Source organism: Fructobacillus apis, assembly GCF_023893635.1.
In the GTDB taxonomy this organism is placed as follows: Bacteria; Bacillota; Bacilli; order Lactobacillales; family Lactobacillaceae; genus Fructobacillus; species Fructobacillus apis.
This window is the reverse complement of record NZ_JAMWYK010000005.1, coordinates 17,691-36,068: the sequence shown is the minus strand read 5'-3', so window position 1 is coordinate 36,068 and position 18,378 is coordinate 17,691. Positions and strand designations below refer to the sequence as shown.

Annotated in this window: 18 protein-coding genes; 7 read left to right on the top strand and 11 right to left on the bottom strand. The window is 46.5% G+C overall.

What is annotated here, in order from left to right; translation table 11 throughout:
* Positions 1-81 precede the first annotated feature (81 nt).
* Entirely contained in the window at positions 82-1,542 is a 1,461-nt protein-coding gene (gene zwf, locus NFX39_RS04850; RefSeq protein WP_252443542.1) for a glucose-6-phosphate dehydrogenase, read from the top strand.
* A gap of 53 nt (positions 1,543-1,595) precedes the next feature.
* On the opposite strand, the gene NFX39_RS04845 is transcribed toward zwf, so the two are convergent.
* Positions 1,596-2,279: an HD domain-containing protein gene (locus NFX39_RS04845; RefSeq protein ID WP_252443540.1), complete on the bottom strand. Its 684-nt coding sequence runs from the start codon at positions 2,277-2,279 to the stop codon at positions 1,596-1,598.
* A gap of 138 nt (positions 2,280-2,417) precedes the next feature.
* Between NFX39_RS04845 and NFX39_RS04840 the strand changes: the two genes are divergently transcribed.
* On the top strand, positions 2,418-4,379 hold the full coding sequence (locus tag NFX39_RS04840; protein ID WP_252443538.1) for an ABC transporter ATP-binding protein/permease: 1,962 nt from the start codon (positions 2,418-2,420) through the stop codon (positions 4,377-4,379).
* 133 nt (positions 4,380-4,512) lie between these two features.
* On the opposite strand, the gene NFX39_RS04835 is transcribed toward NFX39_RS04840, so the two are convergent.
* Both NFX39_RS04835 and NFX39_RS04830 read right to left on the bottom strand, forming a co-directional pair.
* Positions 4,513-4,830, bottom strand: a complete 318-nt coding sequence (locus NFX39_RS04835) for a helix-turn-helix domain-containing protein (protein ID WP_252443536.1) — start codon at positions 4,828-4,830, stop codon at positions 4,513-4,515.
* A 231-nt stretch (positions 4,831-5,061) separates the two neighbouring features.
* Complete coding sequence (locus tag NFX39_RS04830) at positions 5,062-5,496, bottom strand: DUF1440 domain-containing protein (RefSeq protein WP_252443534.1); 435 nt, start codon at positions 5,494-5,496, stop codon at positions 5,062-5,064.
* Between the two features lie 261 nt (positions 5,497-5,757).
* Between NFX39_RS04830 and NFX39_RS04825 the strand changes: the two genes are divergently transcribed.
* Positions 5,758-6,249: a hypothetical protein gene (locus NFX39_RS04825; protein WP_252443531.1), complete on the top strand. Its 492-nt coding sequence runs from the start codon at positions 5,758-5,760 to the stop codon at positions 6,247-6,249.
* Positions 6,250-6,341: 92 nt separating this feature from the next.
* Here the strand turns inward: NFX39_RS04825 and NFX39_RS04820 are convergent, their stop codons facing one another.
* From NFX39_RS04820 to rbsK, 7 genes are all read right to left on the bottom strand, one after another.
* Entirely contained in the window at positions 6,342-8,210 is a 1,869-nt protein-coding gene (locus tag NFX39_RS04820; protein ID WP_252443529.1) for a pectate lyase-like adhesive domain-containing protein, read from the bottom strand.
* Between the two features lie 48 nt (positions 8,211-8,258).
* Complete coding sequence (locus NFX39_RS04815) at positions 8,259-8,927, bottom strand: WxL protein host-binding domain-containing protein (RefSeq protein ID WP_252443527.1); 669 nt, start codon at positions 8,925-8,927, stop codon at positions 8,259-8,261.
* A complete protein-coding gene (locus tag NFX39_RS04810) occupies positions 8,894-9,361 on the bottom strand; it encodes a WxL protein peptidoglycan domain-containing protein (protein ID WP_252443525.1) in 468 nt (155 codons plus the stop codon). Before NFX39_RS04810 ends, NFX39_RS04815 begins: the two co-directional genes overlap by 34 nt.
* 66 nt (positions 9,362-9,427) lie before the next feature.
* The gene (locus tag NFX39_RS04805) at positions 9,428-10,027 is read right to left on the bottom strand and encodes a hypothetical protein (RefSeq protein ID WP_252443523.1); all 600 of its coding nucleotides are present in this window, start codon (positions 10,025-10,027) and stop codon (positions 9,428-9,430) included.
* Positions 10,028-10,370: 343 nt separating this feature from the next.
* The gene (gene lepB, locus NFX39_RS04800) at positions 10,371-10,994 is read right to left on the bottom strand and encodes a signal peptidase I (protein WP_252443521.1); all 624 of its coding nucleotides are present in this window, start codon (positions 10,992-10,994) and stop codon (positions 10,371-10,373) included.
* 120 nt (positions 10,995-11,114) lie between these two features.
* Positions 11,115-11,456 carry a hypothetical protein gene (locus NFX39_RS04795; RefSeq protein ID WP_252443519.1) on the bottom strand — a complete coding sequence of 114 codons (342 nt, stop codon included), beginning with the start codon at positions 11,454-11,456 and terminating at the stop codon, positions 11,115-11,117.
* A 17-nt stretch (positions 11,457-11,473) separates the two neighbouring features.
* Positions 11,474-12,409 carry a ribokinase gene (gene rbsK, locus NFX39_RS04790; protein WP_252443517.1) on the bottom strand — a complete coding sequence of 312 codons (936 nt, stop codon included), beginning with the start codon at positions 12,407-12,409 and terminating at the stop codon, positions 11,474-11,476.
* Between the two features lie 157 nt (positions 12,410-12,566).
* Between rbsK and rpiA the strand changes: the two genes are divergently transcribed.
* Positions 12,567-13,244 carry a ribose-5-phosphate isomerase RpiA gene (gene rpiA / locus NFX39_RS04785; protein ID WP_252443515.1) on the top strand — a complete coding sequence of 226 codons (678 nt, stop codon included), beginning with the start codon at positions 12,567-12,569 and terminating at the stop codon, positions 13,242-13,244.
* A gap of 220 nt (positions 13,245-13,464) precedes the next feature.
* The gene (locus NFX39_RS04780) at positions 13,465-14,760 is read left to right on the top strand and encodes a threonine/serine exporter family protein (RefSeq protein WP_420842959.1); all 1,296 of its coding nucleotides are present in this window, start codon (positions 13,465-13,467) and stop codon (positions 14,758-14,760) included.
* 86 nt (positions 14,761-14,846) lie between these two features.
* On the opposite strand, the gene NFX39_RS04775 is transcribed toward NFX39_RS04780, so the two are convergent.
* Positions 14,847-16,475 (bottom strand): malolactic enzyme, encoded by a 1,629-nt coding sequence (locus NFX39_RS04775; RefSeq protein ID WP_252443511.1) that lies wholly within the window; start codon positions 16,473-16,475, stop codon positions 14,847-14,849.
* Between the two features lie 240 nt (positions 16,476-16,715).
* On the opposite strand from NFX39_RS04775, the gene NFX39_RS04770 reads away from it, so the two are divergent.
* Positions 16,716-17,405: a LysR family transcriptional regulator gene (locus NFX39_RS04770; RefSeq protein WP_252443509.1), complete on the top strand. Its 690-nt coding sequence runs from the start codon at positions 16,716-16,718 to the stop codon at positions 17,403-17,405.
* A gap of 69 nt (positions 17,406-17,474) precedes the next feature.
* Positions 17,475-18,365 (top strand): metal ABC transporter solute-binding protein, Zn/Mn family, encoded by an 891-nt coding sequence (locus NFX39_RS04765; RefSeq protein WP_252443508.1) that lies wholly within the window; start codon positions 17,475-17,477, stop codon positions 18,363-18,365.
* Positions 18,366-18,378: the final 13 nt, after the last annotated feature.

Sequence of the window (18,378 nt, the reverse complement as noted above, 5' to 3'; positions counted from 1 at the left end):
TTTTTTAACCCATTCCAACTGATTTTTAAAGCCGAATCGTTTATAATGAAGGAGATAAGAAAAGAGATAAAGGGGAATCTTATGGTTGATGAATTAAAGACCTTAGTTACGTTCTTCGGTGCTACTGGTGACCTTGCCAAGCGCCTGCTTTACCCATCCGTTTTCAACTTGTTTAAGAAGGGCTACTTGCAAGAGCACTTCGCCATCGTTGGAACGGCCCGTCAAGATTTGACGGACGCTGAATACCAAGACATGGTTCGTCAGTCCATCTCAGCTGGACAAGACAAAGAACAAGTGGAAGCCTTCTTGGCTCACTTCTCATACGAAGCCTCAGACGTTACCGACGCTGCTGGCTACGCTGCTTTGAAGGAAGAAATCGAAAAGGCTTCTGAAAAGTTTGGCGTAAAGGGCAACCGCATCTTCTACATGTCTGTTGCACCACGTTTCTTCGGAACAATCGCTCAATTCTTGAAGTCCGAAGGTCTTTTGGCTGATGAAGGTTACAACCGCATCATGATTGAAAAGCCATTCGGAACCTCTTACGAAACAGCCGAACAATTGCAAAACGAATTGACGGCTGCCTTCTCTGAAGACCAAGTTTACCGAATCGACCACTTCTTGGGTAAGGAAATGGTGATGAACATCGCCCCACTCCGCTTCGGTAACCCAATGATTAACTCAGCCTGGAACAAGGACTACATCAAGAACGTTCAAGTGACTTTGGCGGAAACGCTCGGAGTTGAAGAACGTGCTGGTTACTACGACCAAGCCGGAGCCCTCTTGGACATGATCCAAAACCACACGATGCAAATCATCGGTTGGTTGGCCATGGAAGAACCAAAGGACTTCTCTGATGTTGCCATCCGTGAAGCAAAGAACACAGCCTTCTCTGCTTTGGAAATCTACGACGAAGCCGGCGTTAACCGTTACTTCGTTCGAGGACAATACGGCGCTGGAAAGCAAGAAGGTCACGTGGCTTACACGGACGAACCTGATGTTCCTAAGGATTCAAAGACGAACACTTACATCGCTGGAGAATTGCACTTCAACACCCCACGTTGGGAAGGCGTGCCATTCTACATCCGTTCAGGAAAGCGCTTGACGAAGAAGACGACTCGCATCGACGTTGTCTTCAAGGCCGGCGCCTTCAAGTTCGGCGGCCAACAAGAACCACAAGAAACGGTTTTGACGATCGAAGTCGCACCAGACGAAAAGATCACGATGTCATTGAACGCCAAGGAAGTTGCCGACAACTTCTCAACGCAAACCGTTAACTTGGGTTGGGCACCTACTGACAAGCAAAAGGCCGAAACGCCAGCACCATACGAACGTATGATCCACGATTGCTTGGACGGAAACGCTTCAAACTTCGCCGACTGGCACGGTGTTGCAACCGCTTGGAAGTTTACGGACGCCCTTTCAGATGTTTACGCAGCTGACAAGGCACCGCTTGAAATCTACGAATCAGATACCATGGGACCTGAAGCAGCTGACAAGCTCTTGGCCCAAAACGGTGACGCCTGGGTATACCGTGGCGAATAATCATCGCTTAAATGAAAAAGACCTTTCCGAATCGGAAAGGTCTTTTTTTGTCTTTAAATATCATTCAAATCAAAGGCTGGGTCTTTCAACAGACCAGTTTCTTCATTAAATGTTCGCAGGAAGTCTTTCATGTAGGCCACCCGCTTCTCACCCTCGCGGCGACCGGCCGGTGTGTTCAGCTGGGCGGGCAACTTGAAGAGCTTTTCGTAGAAGTGGTTCACGGATGGATTAGCGTTCTTTCGGTAGGCTTCTTTGTCGGAAAAGTCCGTGATGGGGAGGACGCGAGGGTCCGCCATCTCACGTCCCTTGGCACCACCGTAGGCAAAGACGCGGGCAATCCCGATTGCCCCGAGCGCTTCAATCCGGTCGGCATCCTGAACGTACCCACCGAGAAGGGAAAGCTCGTGTTTTTCCTCCAGATTCGCCGAGTAGGATAAGTGCGTAATGGTATCCATCACTTCGTCGATTTGCTCTTTGGAAAAGTCCGCTCCGACCATGACCTTTCCCACTGCCTCGATTTGAGATTGCACATCGACAACGACCTTGTCATCGATCGTATCATGCAAGTAAGCAGCCGCGCGCAATATCGTCGCTGTCTGCCCGTCCGCTTCACCGTGGTCCTCTTCATAGAAACGCAATGCCCAGTCAGCGACACGTTCCGCATGGAACCAATCATGACCCGTTGCATCCCCTTCCAGCGTCTGCTTGCTAAACGCTTCAATCTTCGTAATATCCATCCCGACCTCCTTTATAAAGTTCCCCTGTTTCCACCATTGTAGCCGTGTAAGGTTAACCTTACAAGCTTGTAAGCACAAAAGAAAAAGTGAGCCGTTATACTGTTACAGTAAGCTAATAAAACAAGCAAAGGATATGTTATGGCATTCTTAGAATTAAAGAACATTAAGAAGTCCTATTTCTTAGGACAACAAGAATTCCCTGTATTGAAGGGAATCAACCTCGACTTCGACCTTGGAGACTTCGTTTCAATCTTGGGAGAATCTGGTGGTGGTAAGTCAACGTTGATGAACATCATCGGTGGTTTGGACCGTAACTTCGAAGGTTCTGTTGAGCTGCAAGGCCAAGCATTGGACCACAAGAAGGAAAAGGCCTTAGACAAGTACCGTCGTGAAACGATTGGTTACATCTACCAGTCCTACAACTTGATTTCCCACTTGAACGTGTTGGATAACGTGTTGGTTTCCCTTGAAATGACGACCTTGTCAAAGAAGGGACGCGAACAACGCGCCAAGGAATTGCTCCACAAGGTTGGTTTGGGCGAACAAATGCGCAAGTATCCAAATCAATTGTCTGGTGGACAAAAGCAACGTGTTGCCATCGCTCGTGCCTTGGCTTCTGACCCTAAGGTGATCATCGCCGACGAACCAACCGGAGCCTTGGATGCCCAAAACACGAAGGAAGTTTTGGAACTGTTGAACCAAATCGCCGAAGAAGGTCGTTTGGTTATCACGGTTACCCACTCCGAAGCGGTTGCTTCTGAAGGAACGCGCATCGTGCGCTTGGCCGAAGGTCAAATCGAATCAGACGAACGCATCAAGGACGCTTACCCATTGCAAGACAAGGAAATGATTGGTTCCAAGAAGTTGTCTCGAATGGCCGCCATCAAGAACGCGTTCAAGCACTTCAAGTACAACATCAAGCACAACTCCTTGATCATCTTGGGAACGTCAATCGGTTTGTTCTCTGTTGTTCTCTTCGCCGGTCTTGGAAACGGTGTTGGTGGTTACATGGGCGACCAAATCACAAAGGTTGCCAACCCACAAGTCATGTCTGTTTCACGCTACGTGAAGGATTCCGATCAGTCACAATTTGCGGATACTGAAGATTCAGATGCCCCTGCTATCTCATCTGCCCAAATGGAACAGTTGAAGAAGCAAAAGCACGTGAAGTCCGTTGAAGGTTCATACAACATTGCAAACGTTGACGTGAAGTACAACAACCAAACGCAAAAGATGCGTATTGCGCAAAACTGGACAGCCGCTGATTCAACCGACTCTGTGAAGTATGGACACGCCCCTACTAAGGCAGGCGAAGTACTGGTTGATAAGAAGACCATCGCTGAAAAGTTCAACAAGGACAACTACAAGGACATCATCGGTAAGCAAGTAGACTTGTCATACCAGACGATGGACAAGAACAAGCAACTTGTCATGATTAAGATGACGGCCACTGTTTCAGGTATCGCTGACTCACAAAAGGGAATGGCCATCAACGCAGTGAACACTGACACTTTGGTGAAGGCCATGCAAGCAGCCAACGTGGAAACGGATCCACAATCTGTTTCTGTTAAGGTTGACGACTTGGACAACGTAACGCCAACTGCCGAAAAGATTGATTCTTTGAAGGATAACAAGAACCAAATCTTCAAGTCTCAAACGATTCAAAGTTTGATTAAGCAAATCCAGACTTACGTCAACTTGGTTACGACCATCTTGTCAACGATTGCTGGAATCTCATTGCTTGTCTCAGCCTTGATGATTATCGTAACGATGTTCATGTCTGTTTCAGCCCGTACCAAGGAAATCGGAATCCTCCGTGCCTTGGGTGAATCAAAGAAGGACATCCAACGTCTCTTCATCGCTGAATCTTTGATTACTGGTGTCTTGTCAGCGGTAGTTGCTACTGGAATTGCCTTCTTGGCACAAAACGGTATCAACGGCGCATTGAAGAACATCGCAGACTACGCCTTTATCCAAATTTCAACGGGTAACGTTATCACCGCCTTCATCTTGGCATTGCTCATCTCACTGCTTGCAGCACTCTTGCCAGCACGTCGAGCTGCCCGCTTGAACCCAATCGATGCCTTGTCAGCCGACTAAGCATCATAACTTAAGTTTCATAAAAGCATCGAAAGCCCCCTGCTTTCGGTGCTTTTTTATTGGCTAAAAATTGATACAAATCCAGACCAAACAAAAACGACGCCAACGATAACGTCGACGCCGCTTTTGCTGATCAGTCTTCAATGTCTGGAAGCTTGGCTTGATACTCTCTAAAGAAAGGGCAGTCAAACGCCTTCTCTAGCTCTCTTTTGTACAGATGACAGAAGGACAAGAGCACAAGCAAATCAGGAAGAACCTGACCTGATTCGTACTTGGAAATCGCGGACTGGGACAAATGTAGCAGCGCTGCTACCTGCGCCTGAGAAAGCCCGTGCACATGTCGAGCATTCTTAATCCGGGTTGCCAAATCAATCTGGAAGTAGCCTCGCAACTCCGACTCGACCCGCTTCTGATTGATACCTCTAAACATTGTGTTGCCAACAAGAACCATATAACACCTTCCTATCTATCGCTTCGCGATCTAGTGGGAGGCAGGTTCTTTCATTTCTTCGATTTCTGTCTATATTATACCCGCTTCCCTCACCATTTACCACAAAAATACGAACATTTGTTCGTAAATATTCCAAATCGATATGAAAGCTCTCATATTTCGAATGACAACAAAGAAAAAAGAGGCTTTTTTGCCTCTTTTCACTAACAATTAAAACATAAGCACCTTCGCTTAGAAATAAACACCGGAGATTGGCAAACCAATGGCCACCAAGTAGATGGTCCAGCCCCACAAGATAAAGGCCAAAATGTGCGAAACAACTTGCTGCCATGGCTTGTGGAAGAACCAGTCCTTCTTCTTGAAGACAGGTTCATAGATTCCCTCCGTAGCCAACCAAACAATGAACCCGAAGACCGTTCCTGATCCATCGGTAATGGCTGAATCGTAATTAGCCCAAATGACAAAAATAATTCCCATCAGGATAGACAATAAGAACAGGCGCATCTTACCGAGATCGATGAAGATCCCCGCTCCAATACTCAAGGCTTCTGTCTTTTTATCTTCTTCGCTTTTCACAACGTTTTTCCATCCGGATTGGACCAAGAAGCCCAAGATACCAGCCAGAACGCCGACCCAAACGGCGTTAAAAATAATGGTGATGAACATGTTGTCCTCCTTTTAACCATTCTAATCTTCTTCTCAATGATAGCACACTTAATTTTCGCTTTTCATGGAAGAGTCTTGCGTTTTTATAAATTTATCCCCACAAAGCCCGCCCTAACAATGTTTTTTGGTATAATAAACCATTGTAGGGTTAGCCGAAGAAAAGAGATTCCATCTCTTAATTGTGGTTAATGAAGCCTACCAACTCTTTGACTCAGACAAACAGCCAGCACGAAAAGGCTGTGTCCAATGGAGGTTAGTCAGTTGAAAGTTAAACGCGAAAATATGATTGATTACTATACGTTTGGTTCAACCGCAGAACTTGTTTTGTACCTCGGTGTTGACCGCGAAACGGTCTTCCACCGTGCAAAGTTGCGTGGAATCGATTTGAACGGAACATACACAGAAGACGAGTTGGCGGCCTTGAAGCCTCAAAACGACGCTTATCTTGGTTCATTGAACGCTGAAACGGAAGCTGAAGTTGAGATTCTTAAGATGAAGTTGCAGATGCTCGAATCGCAGCTCGGATACAAAGATCAGCAATTGGAAGACCGCCAGGAACACATCGCGACCTTGAAGGCGAGCCTGAAGAGTGCGGAATCCAACTTGGAGAAGTCCCAAACGACAGTGGACCAGCAACAGCACCTTCAAATGGCAACGTTGAGCCAGTTGGACAAGGTGACATCCCGTGTGCAACGAATCGAAATGGAAGAAGACCAAAAGAAGCACTGGTGGTCTCGTAAAAAGAAAAAGTAATTTTCCCATCTAAAAACAAAGACCGGCTCCGCCGGTCTTTTTCGATACACAAAAAAAGAACCGCATCACAGCGGTTCTTTTCGTAAGTTTTATTAGTCGTCTGAACTAGTAGGACCATCAACTAACGTATAGTCAATCGTCGCATCATCATACGTCCCAGATTTTAATTGATTTGTGGTTTGCAACATCAATCCATGATTACGATCATAGTTTGCTGTGTAATTATAACCAGAGAAATCTTCTCGATAGTCGTATCCGTCCTTCATTGTCCAAATTGTTTTTGGATCCGAAGAAAGACCTGTAACGTTGCCCTTATTATCCATCCATGAGTAATGGAAGGTGTTAGGCATCGACTGCTTACTGATTCGAGCTTGGACAGAAACATCTGGGTCAGCCATATTCGAATTGACTGTAAAGCTCATCTTGTCCTGTCCCGGGATAAAGGCTGAAAGGCCCGACTTCGGCAAACTATCAGAACTAAATTTAAATAAACGATCCAGAATGCTTTGTCCAAATGAAACAACCGGTGTCCCATGGCCCCATTCAATGTAATGGGCATTTTGCAACTCGGTTAAAAGGCTCTTTGGGTATTCAGGACTTAAAAAGCTTCCCAATCCAAAGGCCATTCCAATACGACCAATTGATTCGGGCCCCTTTGTCGCATTACTTCCATCGAAGTTCCGTGAAGTAGAGACCGGCAAACCTGATCCGTTCAAATTAATCGGATCACTTAGGTTTTTAAAAATCTGATTATTCGCTTGAAGAACCATGTGTGCATTCTTAGCAAGGTTGATTCCGGTTCCGAAACGGCCAGTAACCAATGGTTGATCAGTTGATAAGTTGCGGATTGCAAATGTTCCTCGTGAGGCAACATTCCAAGCAACATTTCGATTACCATAAGTCAGCAAATTGATTGCTCCGGCAGTCTGGGCGTCAAAGACACCTTTCTTCCCAACATTAACGGTCCATGGGTCAGCTTCCGCTCCACGACCAAACCATTCATTTTCAATCGTTGAACGACAAGTGTTCTTGGTTCCATTAATCAAGAATTGGGCATTGTCTTCAATGTTCCAAGTCTTTGATTTGACCGGACGTTCTTCCAAAAACCAAACGTTATCCAAGTTCCAAACCATTTTAGCGTTTGATTTAACGGTTAATTGGTCATCAAAATTAGAGGAGTCAAAGTGGTGGATTGTTTTCTGATACATCGCATTTGAATTTACCGTTGTGGAACCATCGTAAACCGTGATGTCATTACCACCCTGAATCCAATTGGCGTTAACATATCCCCCACCCTCTGTCAGCTTTGCGCCAAATTTCGTAGGGTCTTGCTTACCGCTTCCCCAGTCCTTTCCAAGGGCTCCGGTAATGTTAAAGGTATTCGTGCCGTAGAACTTAATTGCACCAGCTCGGTTCATGATAGCTGTTCCACCAAGAACGGCACCGTTTGTTTCTGTAACATCCTTATAAACCGTTGTTACCGAAGCATCACCAGACACTTCAAAGATACCGTAGTTAATACTATTAACCCACTTTGCATTTTCAAGCGTCATCGTTGTCTTACTAGTCAATTGTTTACGATCAGCGTAAAACCCGGACGTTTTTGAAGAACTTTCTCCAATACTTGTCCCGCGCGTCGGATCTGCGTACTGGCCAAAATAAAGGGTATGACCATTTCCGATGATTTTGAGACTCTTTCCTTCCGAAACACGCTCTCCAGTGTAGGCGTCCTGTGAGCCTTTTATATCATCCGTCACATTCAAGTAAACGGTTGACTCGTCGGAATCGCTGTAAGCATCAAACATTTCCTCCCACGAGGAAACATTGTAGTAGGTCGCCCCTTTTTCACCAGTTACTTGTCCAGTGTTGTCGGTGTGGTTTGTATAATTTGCCGATGCATTTTCTGTATGTACGAAAAAGAGGCCGCACAAAGCTGCCAATACTAATAGCATCTTCTTCATCGTGCGCCCTCCTTTCCCTCTAAAATTCTCTCATTAGGCGAGTGTATTTTATTTATTTTTCAGGAGAACAACAATGCCATCCTTCAGCATTTGCTTGTAAACCTTGTACGAAACACGACGTTCGAATCGGTTTCCTGAAACAATTTCGATGATATCAACCATCTTGCGGTTTCGACGCCAGATGATAAAGAACCAGATTAATGCTGGGATTAACAACAACCACCAGAGCCAGTGATAATCACGGGTTAACGGGCTATTGTTTGCCCAACCAGTAACCGGCAAAAGAGCAGAAGTCTTAAATTCTTTGCTCCAGTGCCAAGTTAAGTTGTTCTTTTCATCGTGAATGGTGATATCAGCAACGTAAGTCTTACCGGCTGACAACTTCTTAGTTGGTACCTGATAAGTAAAGATTGAACCATTCGCAATCGATTGGTTTTTTTGATTATAGACGACTTCGTTGTTGCTTTGACCCTTTTGGTGCAAAGCGACCGTTGAGCTAGCGTTGCCAACATAACCTTGCTTATCGTTTTGAAGCGCAATATTAACTCTACCAGTTTGTCCCTGTTCTTTGTAAAAAACGTTTTTCAAAGAAAGATCTGCCTTTGTGACAGCATCCGTGTTGGATAACTGAACGTAGGCTAAGTAAGAAAATCGGTTGGTGTACCCGTTAGCAGCCCGACTAGTTACACGCTTTTGAACGTACAGTCCCCCAACCAAGAACCAGGTAATTCACGATCTGGCATTTGAACGTGCGAGTTGATTTCCTTCGTTTCACCAGGATTAATGGTTACAGAAGAAGAGTCAAAACTCAGCATTTGATTACCCAAACGCAACGATGGAATCACCGCGTTTTGGACCTTTGCAATTGGATCACTGGCTGACATGGTCATACCAGTACCAGTCGTTGCCTGTGAAGCAACTAAATCAAAAGTTGAAGCCGACGTATCACGGTTTGTGACCTTCAACGTCAAGGTTGTTGATTCATTTGGATTCAACTTCAAATCGTACCAAGAATTTGAATTGTCGCGTTGTTTGTCGTTTTTTACAACTTCAACATTAAACTTTGAATCCGTATCGTTTGCGGAAGCCATTTGGCCTCCAAAAATTACTAAGCTAGCTAAGAATGCCAGCAGGACAGAGAGTTTCTTCATGTGCCCATCTCCTTTCTAAAAAGCGCATCGAAAGAAAAACGGGCAGAAGCTTCTGCCCGCCGTTCATTACTTGTCTGAGCTCACTGGGCCGTTGTTCAACGTGTAATCAATCGTTCCCTTGTAAGCCAATGCCTTAACGTTATCGTTCTTAAGCGTCAACTTGGCGTTCGTCTTACCAGATTCGATCGTACCGTTCGCATCCTTGTTTCCAACTGCAACAGTTTGCTTCTTGTTGAAGATGTCCAAAGCATCAAATCCTGTCATGTTTCCCTTGATTGAGCTTTGTGATTCATCACCGTTTGTTGCTTGAAGGAAGAACTGGTCAGTTGGCAAAGTGTATGCATCACCTTCAGTCTTCAAATCAGAAGCTTGGGCAGTGATGTAGTAACCCTTGTCGTTACCTGACAAGTTCAATACCTTGAACGTAGAACCATCAGCAGTAAATTCCTTGGTGTTCTTCAAACCAGCCAAATCATGTGACTTGAATTCGAAGTCTGGTGCTTGTTGCAAAGTAATGTCACCATCTGTTCCAGTAAATTCAATTGATGAATGACCCGTCATTTCCTTTGAGTTGTTTGTGTCAGCAGCAAATGCTGAAACAGGTGCCATTGCAGATGCAACAGCCAAAGTAGCAACAGCTAAGTTAAGCTTCTTAAAATTCTTCATTATATTCGTCCTCTTCTTTGCATTTATATTACAATATATGTAAATTTATGCCCTTTTATTTCGGTTGTCAATATAAAAGCAACAGTTTTAATAAAAGTGTATAGACCGCATAAGGACGGGTCTCAATATAATAAATTAGGGTTTGTTCTTTAGAAACCAACGACGTATTATCAACTTAAATATTACAATTATTATAAAAATTGAACATTAAAAGATGCGGTTATATTTCAAATTTTTTAACCCACGTCCATGGTAACACCAGAATAGAATTGTTTAAAGGGGCGCAAAAAAAAGCCAGGCCCGGTCGGGTCTGACTTTTTAAATTAAAATCTTTTTTATTGGATTAAGCGAAATAGTGATCGCTATCCTTTGAGATGTTGTTCTTCACCGTTGATGAGTACCAGAATGGTACGTGAATCTTTCCGATGACGTGCTTCTTGTGGATGTATCCGAAGTAACGGGAATCGTTTGAAACGGAACGATGGTCTCCCAATACGAAGTAGGAGTCCTTTGGCACAACCGTTTCCTTTTGGTCTTCAGCTGACCAAAGGCCCGTCTTGGCCAATGAATCAAGGTTCCAGCTTGAACCAAATGATGAGGCCGTTCCAGCATTACGCTCGTCTGAGCTGATGTAGGATTCATCGACCTTCTTGTCGTTGACGTAGAGGTCACCGTTCTTGTAAGAAACTGTGTCACCGGCAACGGCGATTACGCGCTTGACGTAGTCCTTGTTACCAGTCTTGATGCGAGGATCTTCTTCGCGGGCGTCGAAGACGACCACGTCACCGCGCTTCACGTTTTGTGTCTTTTGAACCAAAACCTTTTGTTGGTCTAACAAGTTAGGGTCCATTGAGTCACCGTTAATCGTGACGATGTTAATCCAAAAAGTAGTGATGGCTACGTAAGCCAAAATACCAATGGCGATTGGAACAACCCAGTTCCAGATAAATGCAAATAATTTCTTCATTTTCTTATCCCTCAACCTAAGCTTACTCGTTTGTTTATAAAGGCGCAAGCGCTTTTCTTACTTTTAAAAAGGCTGTTCTTCTCTTTAAAAGTAAACGCCAGCCCTTATTATAGAAAGAACTTACGACCGGACCGTGTTAATCGTCACCCTATAATCACGGTCATCCTTCGCCCCCTTGGTTTCAAAGGAGATGATGCCGTGGCTCATATCTAGGCCAGTCACGTCATCTTCTTGCATTCGGCTGGGCAGGATGTCGAGCGGGTTGGGACCCGGAAAGGCCTTGGCCCACTCGATGATCAAGTAGTCTTCGAAGGTAAAGGACAGCACCCGGTAATCCATTACCTGGTTCGGGTACTCGGAATTGGAGCCTTCGTTTTCCTTCAGCGCCTCTTCGGGCGTTTCAATCGGTTCAACGGAAACCCAGTAATCTTTTCGTCTCAGTTTAATGTCTTTGATTTTCAAGATTCACCTCCGTCTTCTTAGCTCATCTTCGGCAACTGGGCCAAGACGTCGTTTTCAACCGGAATGGATGGCAGCGCTCCTGCTTGTGACACCGTGAGTGACGAGGCCGCGACCGCGTAACGAATCGCTCCTTCCACGTTGTCAAATGATGGTGACAAGCGGGAAAGCAAGGCCCCGATGAAGGTGTCCCCAGCGGCAGTCGTATCGATTGCTGTGGTCTTGATGGCGGGCACCATCACTTCCTTACCTGAAGCAGACTTGTAGAAGGCCCCCTTATCACCGAGGGTAATCAACACGTGCTTCAAGCCCAAATCAAAGAAGTAGTTGGCGTTTGCAATCAACGACGCGCGGTCTGAAACCGGAATATCCGTGATCAACGCCGCTTCGTGCTCGTTTGGAATGATCAAATCCGTTTGTTCCAACAAAGCCTTTGGCAAGTCGTCTTGGTCCGGAACCGGTGCCGGATTTAACACCGTGGTCACCCCGGCTGCCTTTGCCTCTTTAAAGGCCGTCAAGGCCGTTTCCAAAGGAATCTCAAGTTGCGTTAAGCAGAAATCAGAACCCTTCAAGGCTTCTTGCTGGTCCCAGATATCCTTGGCAGACAAATCGCCGTTTGCGCCCTCGTAGACGTAGATGATATTATCACCCGTTGCCTTTGAGACCGTGATGTAAGCCTGCCCCGTTTCGAACTTCTCGGAGCGAAGGACGTATTCCAGGTTTAAGTTTTCTTCATTAACTTTTTGGCTGAGGTCAAAGTCAGACCCGACCTTGGTGATGAAGTTGGCCTTTGCACCAGAGCGTGCGATGGCAACGGCTTGGTTGAGCCCCTTTCCTCCCATCACTTCTTCTTGGTGTTGGGGTGTGGAAAGCGTTTCGCCAGATAGCGCGAGACGCGGCACTCGAGTGACCTTATCAATGTTCGTTGAACCAACAATGGTTACTTGCTTTTTCATGCTAATCCCAATTCTTTCTATCTAAAGTTGATTTCATCTCTTATTTTACAAGAAACAGGCGCCGTTTTCAGCGGAAATCGGAAATCAGTCCCGAAGTATCAAGGTTTTATCTGCTATAATGGAAACAGATTGTTAACTTTTGATGGAGGATTGTGTGATGGATGACCATAAAGTAAAAGCTGCTCAGATGGCCGTTGATTTGATCCCAAACCAAGCCATTGTTGGCCTTGGATCGGGTTCAACCGCCTCCATCTTTATCGATTTGTTGGCCAAAAAGGCCCACGAAGAATCGATGGACATTACCTGCGTGGCCACTTCTGGTCAAACTCAGCAGTTGGCCTTGGGCTTCGGTCTGAAGGTCGTCGACATCGACGCCGTTGACCACATCGACATCACTGTTGACGGGGCCGACGAAGTCGACCCTGACTTGAACGGAATCAAGGGTGGTGGTGCCGCCCTTCTCTTTGAGAAAATTGTCGCCATGAACTCCCACAAAAACATCTGGGTTGTCGACTCATCAAAGCGCCACCCCCGCCTCGGCTCTTACAAGTTGCCAGTGGAAGTGGTGAAGTTTGGTGTTCACCACGTCTACAACTACTTGAAAACGCAGGACTTGAAGCCGGTCTACCGCCAACAAGAAGATGGGAACTACCTCACGACCGACTCCGGGAACTACATCATCGACATCGACATTTCACGCGTCGATGACCTGTCAGCTTTGGCGGATGATTTGAAGTCTCTCACGGGTGTTGTCGAACACGGCCTCTTCATCGAGGTCTGCGATGTCTTGCTCGTTGGAAACACGGGTGAAGCCATTTACCGCACAAAAGAATAGTTTAATCATGAAAAGCGTCCCCTTTGGGACGCTTTTTTCGTTGTTCTTAAAGTAGTTTGCAAAGTCCGAAACGACCTTGAAAATTTGGCTTCAAAAGCCTATTATGAGGCTATATTGATTTTTATTTAGAAACTTTCTATTCGAGGTTTTTTTCATGAATTCCACGACGACTGAATCAGCCATCAGAGACACCGAGCATCCCGAACGACTCCACCAGCACATGGCCGTGCGATGGGACCGGATGCTTTCAAAAGAGGAGAGCGCCGCACGAACGGCCTCTATTTCCGTCCGCGCTTCCATTGTCGGACGCGTCGGTATTCTCCTGCTGTCATCCGGAACCGGAGCCTGGCGTGTGCGCGCTGCGATGAATAAAGTGGCCCGTGCCTTAGAGATGACTATTTCCGCTGACATCGGATTCACCGCTTTAACGCTCACCTGTTTTGACGGAAGCGAATCCTTCACAGAATCGCTTTCTCTGGCAGCGACCGGCGTGAACACCCATAAAATGACGTTGATTGAGAAGTTCGTCGATGACTTCGCCACGGTCTACGCCGACCAAAAGCCACACCTGGCACACAAGCGCTTGAACGAGATTCAAAACCAACCCGGCAATTACACCGCCTTCATGGCGGGATTTGCCGCCGCTCTTGCCTGCGCGGGCTTTATCTTTTTGCTCGGTGGTGGACCAGTCGAAATCTTCGGCTGCTTCATCGGTGCCGGCGCTGGAAACTTCACACGTAAGAAACTCGGTGGTCGTCGTTGGAACGCGGTCGCCACAACCTGCCTTGGTGTCGGGGTTGCTTGCCTGTCCTATGTAATTGCACTCTTCGTGCTCGGACTCTTCGTGCATTTGTCCCCCGCCCACGAGGCCGGCTACATCGGGGCGATGCTCTTCGTCATTCCGGGATTCCCCTTTATCACATCGATTTTGGACATCTCAAAAAACGATATGCGTTCCGGATTGGAACGCTTGGCCTTCGCGTTGATGATCATTTTCTCAGCCACTATGGTTGGTTGGCTCTTGGCGATGATTTTCGGTCTACACCCACAAAACTTCCTGCCACAGGGACTAGGGTTGGGTGCCCTCATCGGATGCCGGTTGATTGCCTCCTTCTGCGGGGTCTTCGGTTTCTCCTTGATGTTCAACTCTCAATTCAAGATGGCCGCAACCGCCGGTTTGATCGGAGCGGTCGCCAACACGACCCGCTTGGAATTGGTTGATTTGTCACAGTTGCCACCCGCTGCGGCCGCCTTCGTCGGCGCCTTAATTGCCGGTCTGGCCGCTTCTTTGATTAACCGCTACACGGTCTTCCCAAGAATCTCTTTGACGGTGCCCGCCATCGTCATCATGGTTCCAGGGTTATACATCTATCGAGGCGTTTACAACCTCGGTTTGAACAACATTGGCGTTGGAGCTACCTGGCTAACCCGCGCCGCACTCATCATGATTTTCCTGCCATTCGGACTTTACGTGGCCCGTTTCTTGATGGACAAGGACTGGCGGATGGTGGATTAATCATCGCCCTCGGGTTTGACTTTTATAGGCAACAAAAAAAGCACCGCTCATTCGAGCGATGCTTTTTAATTTGAACTAATTTTAGATTAGTACTTAGGTTCCCACTTGAGGGCTTCGATTGCTTCCTTAATGTCAGCAATCTTTTCCTTCGTGATGCCTTGGTCGATGGCTGATTGTCCAACGGCGATGGCAACGTCTTCAGAGAACTTCGTCAATTGTGAAACTGGTGGCAACACAGCGGCACCTGGCTTTGATCCGTCAACGATTCCACCCAATGAGTGAGCAGCGGCTGAGATCATTTCGTCGTTCAATACCGTAGCAGTTGAAGCGATCGTTCCAAGTCCAAGACCAGGGTAAACCAAGGCGTTGTTAGCTTGTCCGATGTTGTAAGTTACACCCTTGTACTCGATTGGGTCAACAGGAACACCGTTGGCAACCAATGCCTTACCATCAGTCCATTCAAGCAAGTCCGCAGCAGTTGCTTCAAGCAACTTCGTTGGGTTTGACAATGGGAAGATGATTGGGCGTTCTACGTGAGAAGCCATTTCTTGAACGATTTCCTTGGTGAAGGCACCAGGAACCGTTGAAGTACCAACCATGATCGTTGGGTGGATAGCCTTCACAACTGACATCAAGTCAGTCAAGTCGTCAGCGTTTTCGAATTCTGAACGCTTACGTGCAAATGGTGCTTGTTCTGGCGTCAAGTCGTCCATGTCGTCGAAGAGCAAACCTTGCTTGTCAACCATGTAGATGTGTGACTTGGCTTCTTCTTCTGACAAACCTTCTTGCAACATTTCGTCGTAGATACGTGCGGCGATTCCACATCCGGCTGATCCAGCACCGAATGACAAGTAAGTCTGGTCAGACAACTTTTCACCAGTGATGTTCATGGCACCCAATGCAGCGGCCAACGTGATGATTCCAGTTCCTTGGATGTCATCGTTAAACGTCGTGATGTCGTTCTTGTACTTGTTCAAGATCTTGGCACCGTTTTGACGGGCGAAGTCTTCCCAGTGCAAGTACAAGTTAGGGAATGTCTTTTCTGCGGCTTGTACGAAGTCGTCAACGAACTTGTCGTACTTTTCACCACGAACACGTTCGTGACGGTTACCCAAGTAGTTAGGGTTTTCCAACAATTCCTTGTTGTTCGTACCGTTGTCCAAGACAACTGGCAATACGTCGGCTGGGTTTACACCTGCGGCTGCAGTATAAACCATCAACTTACCAACGGCGATGTCAACACCGTTAACACCCCAGTCACCGATACCCAAGATACCTTCGGCATCCGTAACAACGATCAACTTGATGTCACGTCCGTTTGCGGCGTTCTTCAATGATTCTTCGAAGTTTTCTTCGTTATCGATTGAGAAGTAAACCGCGTTTTGAGGGTTAACAAACAAGTCTGAGTAGTTTTCAATCGTGTCAGCGATAACTGGATCGTAAACGATTGGCATAAATTCAACAACGTGTTGTGAGAACATGTAGTAGAACAACGTGTGGTTCGTGTTGAAGATTTCCATCAAGAACAAGCGCTTTTCCAAGTCAGATGGCTTTGATTGGTACATTTGGTACGTTTGTGCTTCTTGCTCTTCCAAAGTTTGCACGCGTGGAGGCAAGAGACCGGCAACGCCGAGTTCCTTACGTTCTTCCATCGTGAAACCAGTTCCCTTGTTCAAGAAGGGATCATTCAAAATCTCGATTGGTGTCTTGTTCATGAGATGAACTCCTTTTTCTGTCTACTTTCGATGTGACATATGTCGCATCGATTTCCTAAACTATTTGAATATTTTACGCCGAATTCACTGTATCGTCAAATGGAACGAGTCTCATAAACCCGACAATCTAGGCAATCTGTCGCTTTAATAGGCATTTTTTCTGTTATACTTTAAGTACATTTTTTCACTATTAGCATTTTATCTTTTTCATATTTTTTATCTTTTTTAAAGGAGTGGCGCATGCGAATTCAAGATTTGAAATATTATCTATCTTTGTCCGAACTGGGGAATTTTTCGCAAGTTTCTAAAAAATTTTCTGTTTCGCAGCCAACCATTTCGCTCGCCATGCAACGCTTGGAAAAGGAAATGAAAACGGAATTAATCTGGCGTGATCCCGGCCACAAGAAAATTGCTTTGACCCACTCCGGTCGAATCCTGGCTGAACACGCCCGCGTTATGGTCAACGAATACGACCAGGCCGAAGAAGAAATTCAAAAGGAAGCGGAACAAAAGTTGGTGTTGGGCTTGTCCGAAGTCGTCGACCTCGCCTACTTCCCCGCCATCAAAGAACACCTCTCCGAGCACTTCTTCGTTCATTTGAAGAAAAAAAGCATTTCCGCTTCGGAAGCCGTCTTTCTATTAAAAGAAAAGAAAATCGACGCGGCCTTGGTCGCTGGTGAAATTGACGAAAGTGATTTTCTGGTGATTGAGGAAGTTAAACACCCGGCGTTGCAGCACACCATCGGTTCTTCGCTACCCGACTTCACATTAAGCTTCGCTTATCGCAAAGAAGCGGGGGCGGATGATACTGCTGTACGAAACGGCGACACGCTTTCGGCCATCCTCTCGGAATTGGGGCAGGCCGTATCGGTAGCAGAAGGGTCTGACTTTGCCCTTATAAGCAAAACTGAGCGCATGCCTAAGGTTTGACTATAAGATTTTTACTTTTGTATGCTTAACGTGTTCGAACAAAACACAACGAAAAAGGAAACGTAAAAAATGAAGAAAACAGGGATTTTAATCGGTGGATTGTCCGTTGCCCTCGTGGCCGTTTTGGCCGTTGCGCTCTGGCCAAAGGCAGACAACAGTGAACCGAAGGACGGCAAGCTCACGATTGTTGCCTCCACGAACGTCTACGCCGAATTGGCAAAGACGGTTGCGGGCGACAACGCCCACGTCTCAGCGGTAATCGAAAAGCAATCCGTTTCACCGGAAGACTTCGAGCCCACTAACAACGTAGCCAAGCAGGTTTCAAAGGCGGACATTGCCCTTGGAAACGGTGCCGGATACGACGCCTGGTTGAACAAGTTGACGAAGTCTTCGAAGAAGACGCAGTTAGTATTGGCCTCATCCATTTTGAAGAAGGATGAAGATGATAACCCCCACCTCTGGAACGACCCCGAAAACATGATTAAGACCGCGCAGGGCTTGGCCGAAGAATTGGCCAAGAAGGATCCAGAACACAAGGACCAGTACCTGCAAAACGCCAAGGCCTATGAAGAAAAGCTACAACCGGTGACCGACAAGGTGAACGAATTGAAGCAAAAGGCCGCTGGTAAGACGGCCTTCCAAACGGAAACAGTTTACGAGTACATGCTCCAAGACCTCGGCTTTTCGATGGTTGGCCAGGACTTCTCCGCCGCTGTTTCAAAGGAAACCGACCCAAGTCCGGCCGTGTTGAAGGACATCAAGTCCAAGTTGGAAAACAAGGAAATCAACATCTTTGTTCAAAACACTCAGACGACCGGTGGTGACGTGAAGTCCCTCTTGAAGGTTGCCAAGGAAAAGGACATTCCGGTGATTAATGTCACGGAAACTTCCCCAGATAAAACGTCCTATGTTGACTGGAAACTTTCAGAATTAGCACAGATCGAAAAAGCAATTTCGTAAGAACGTAAAAAAG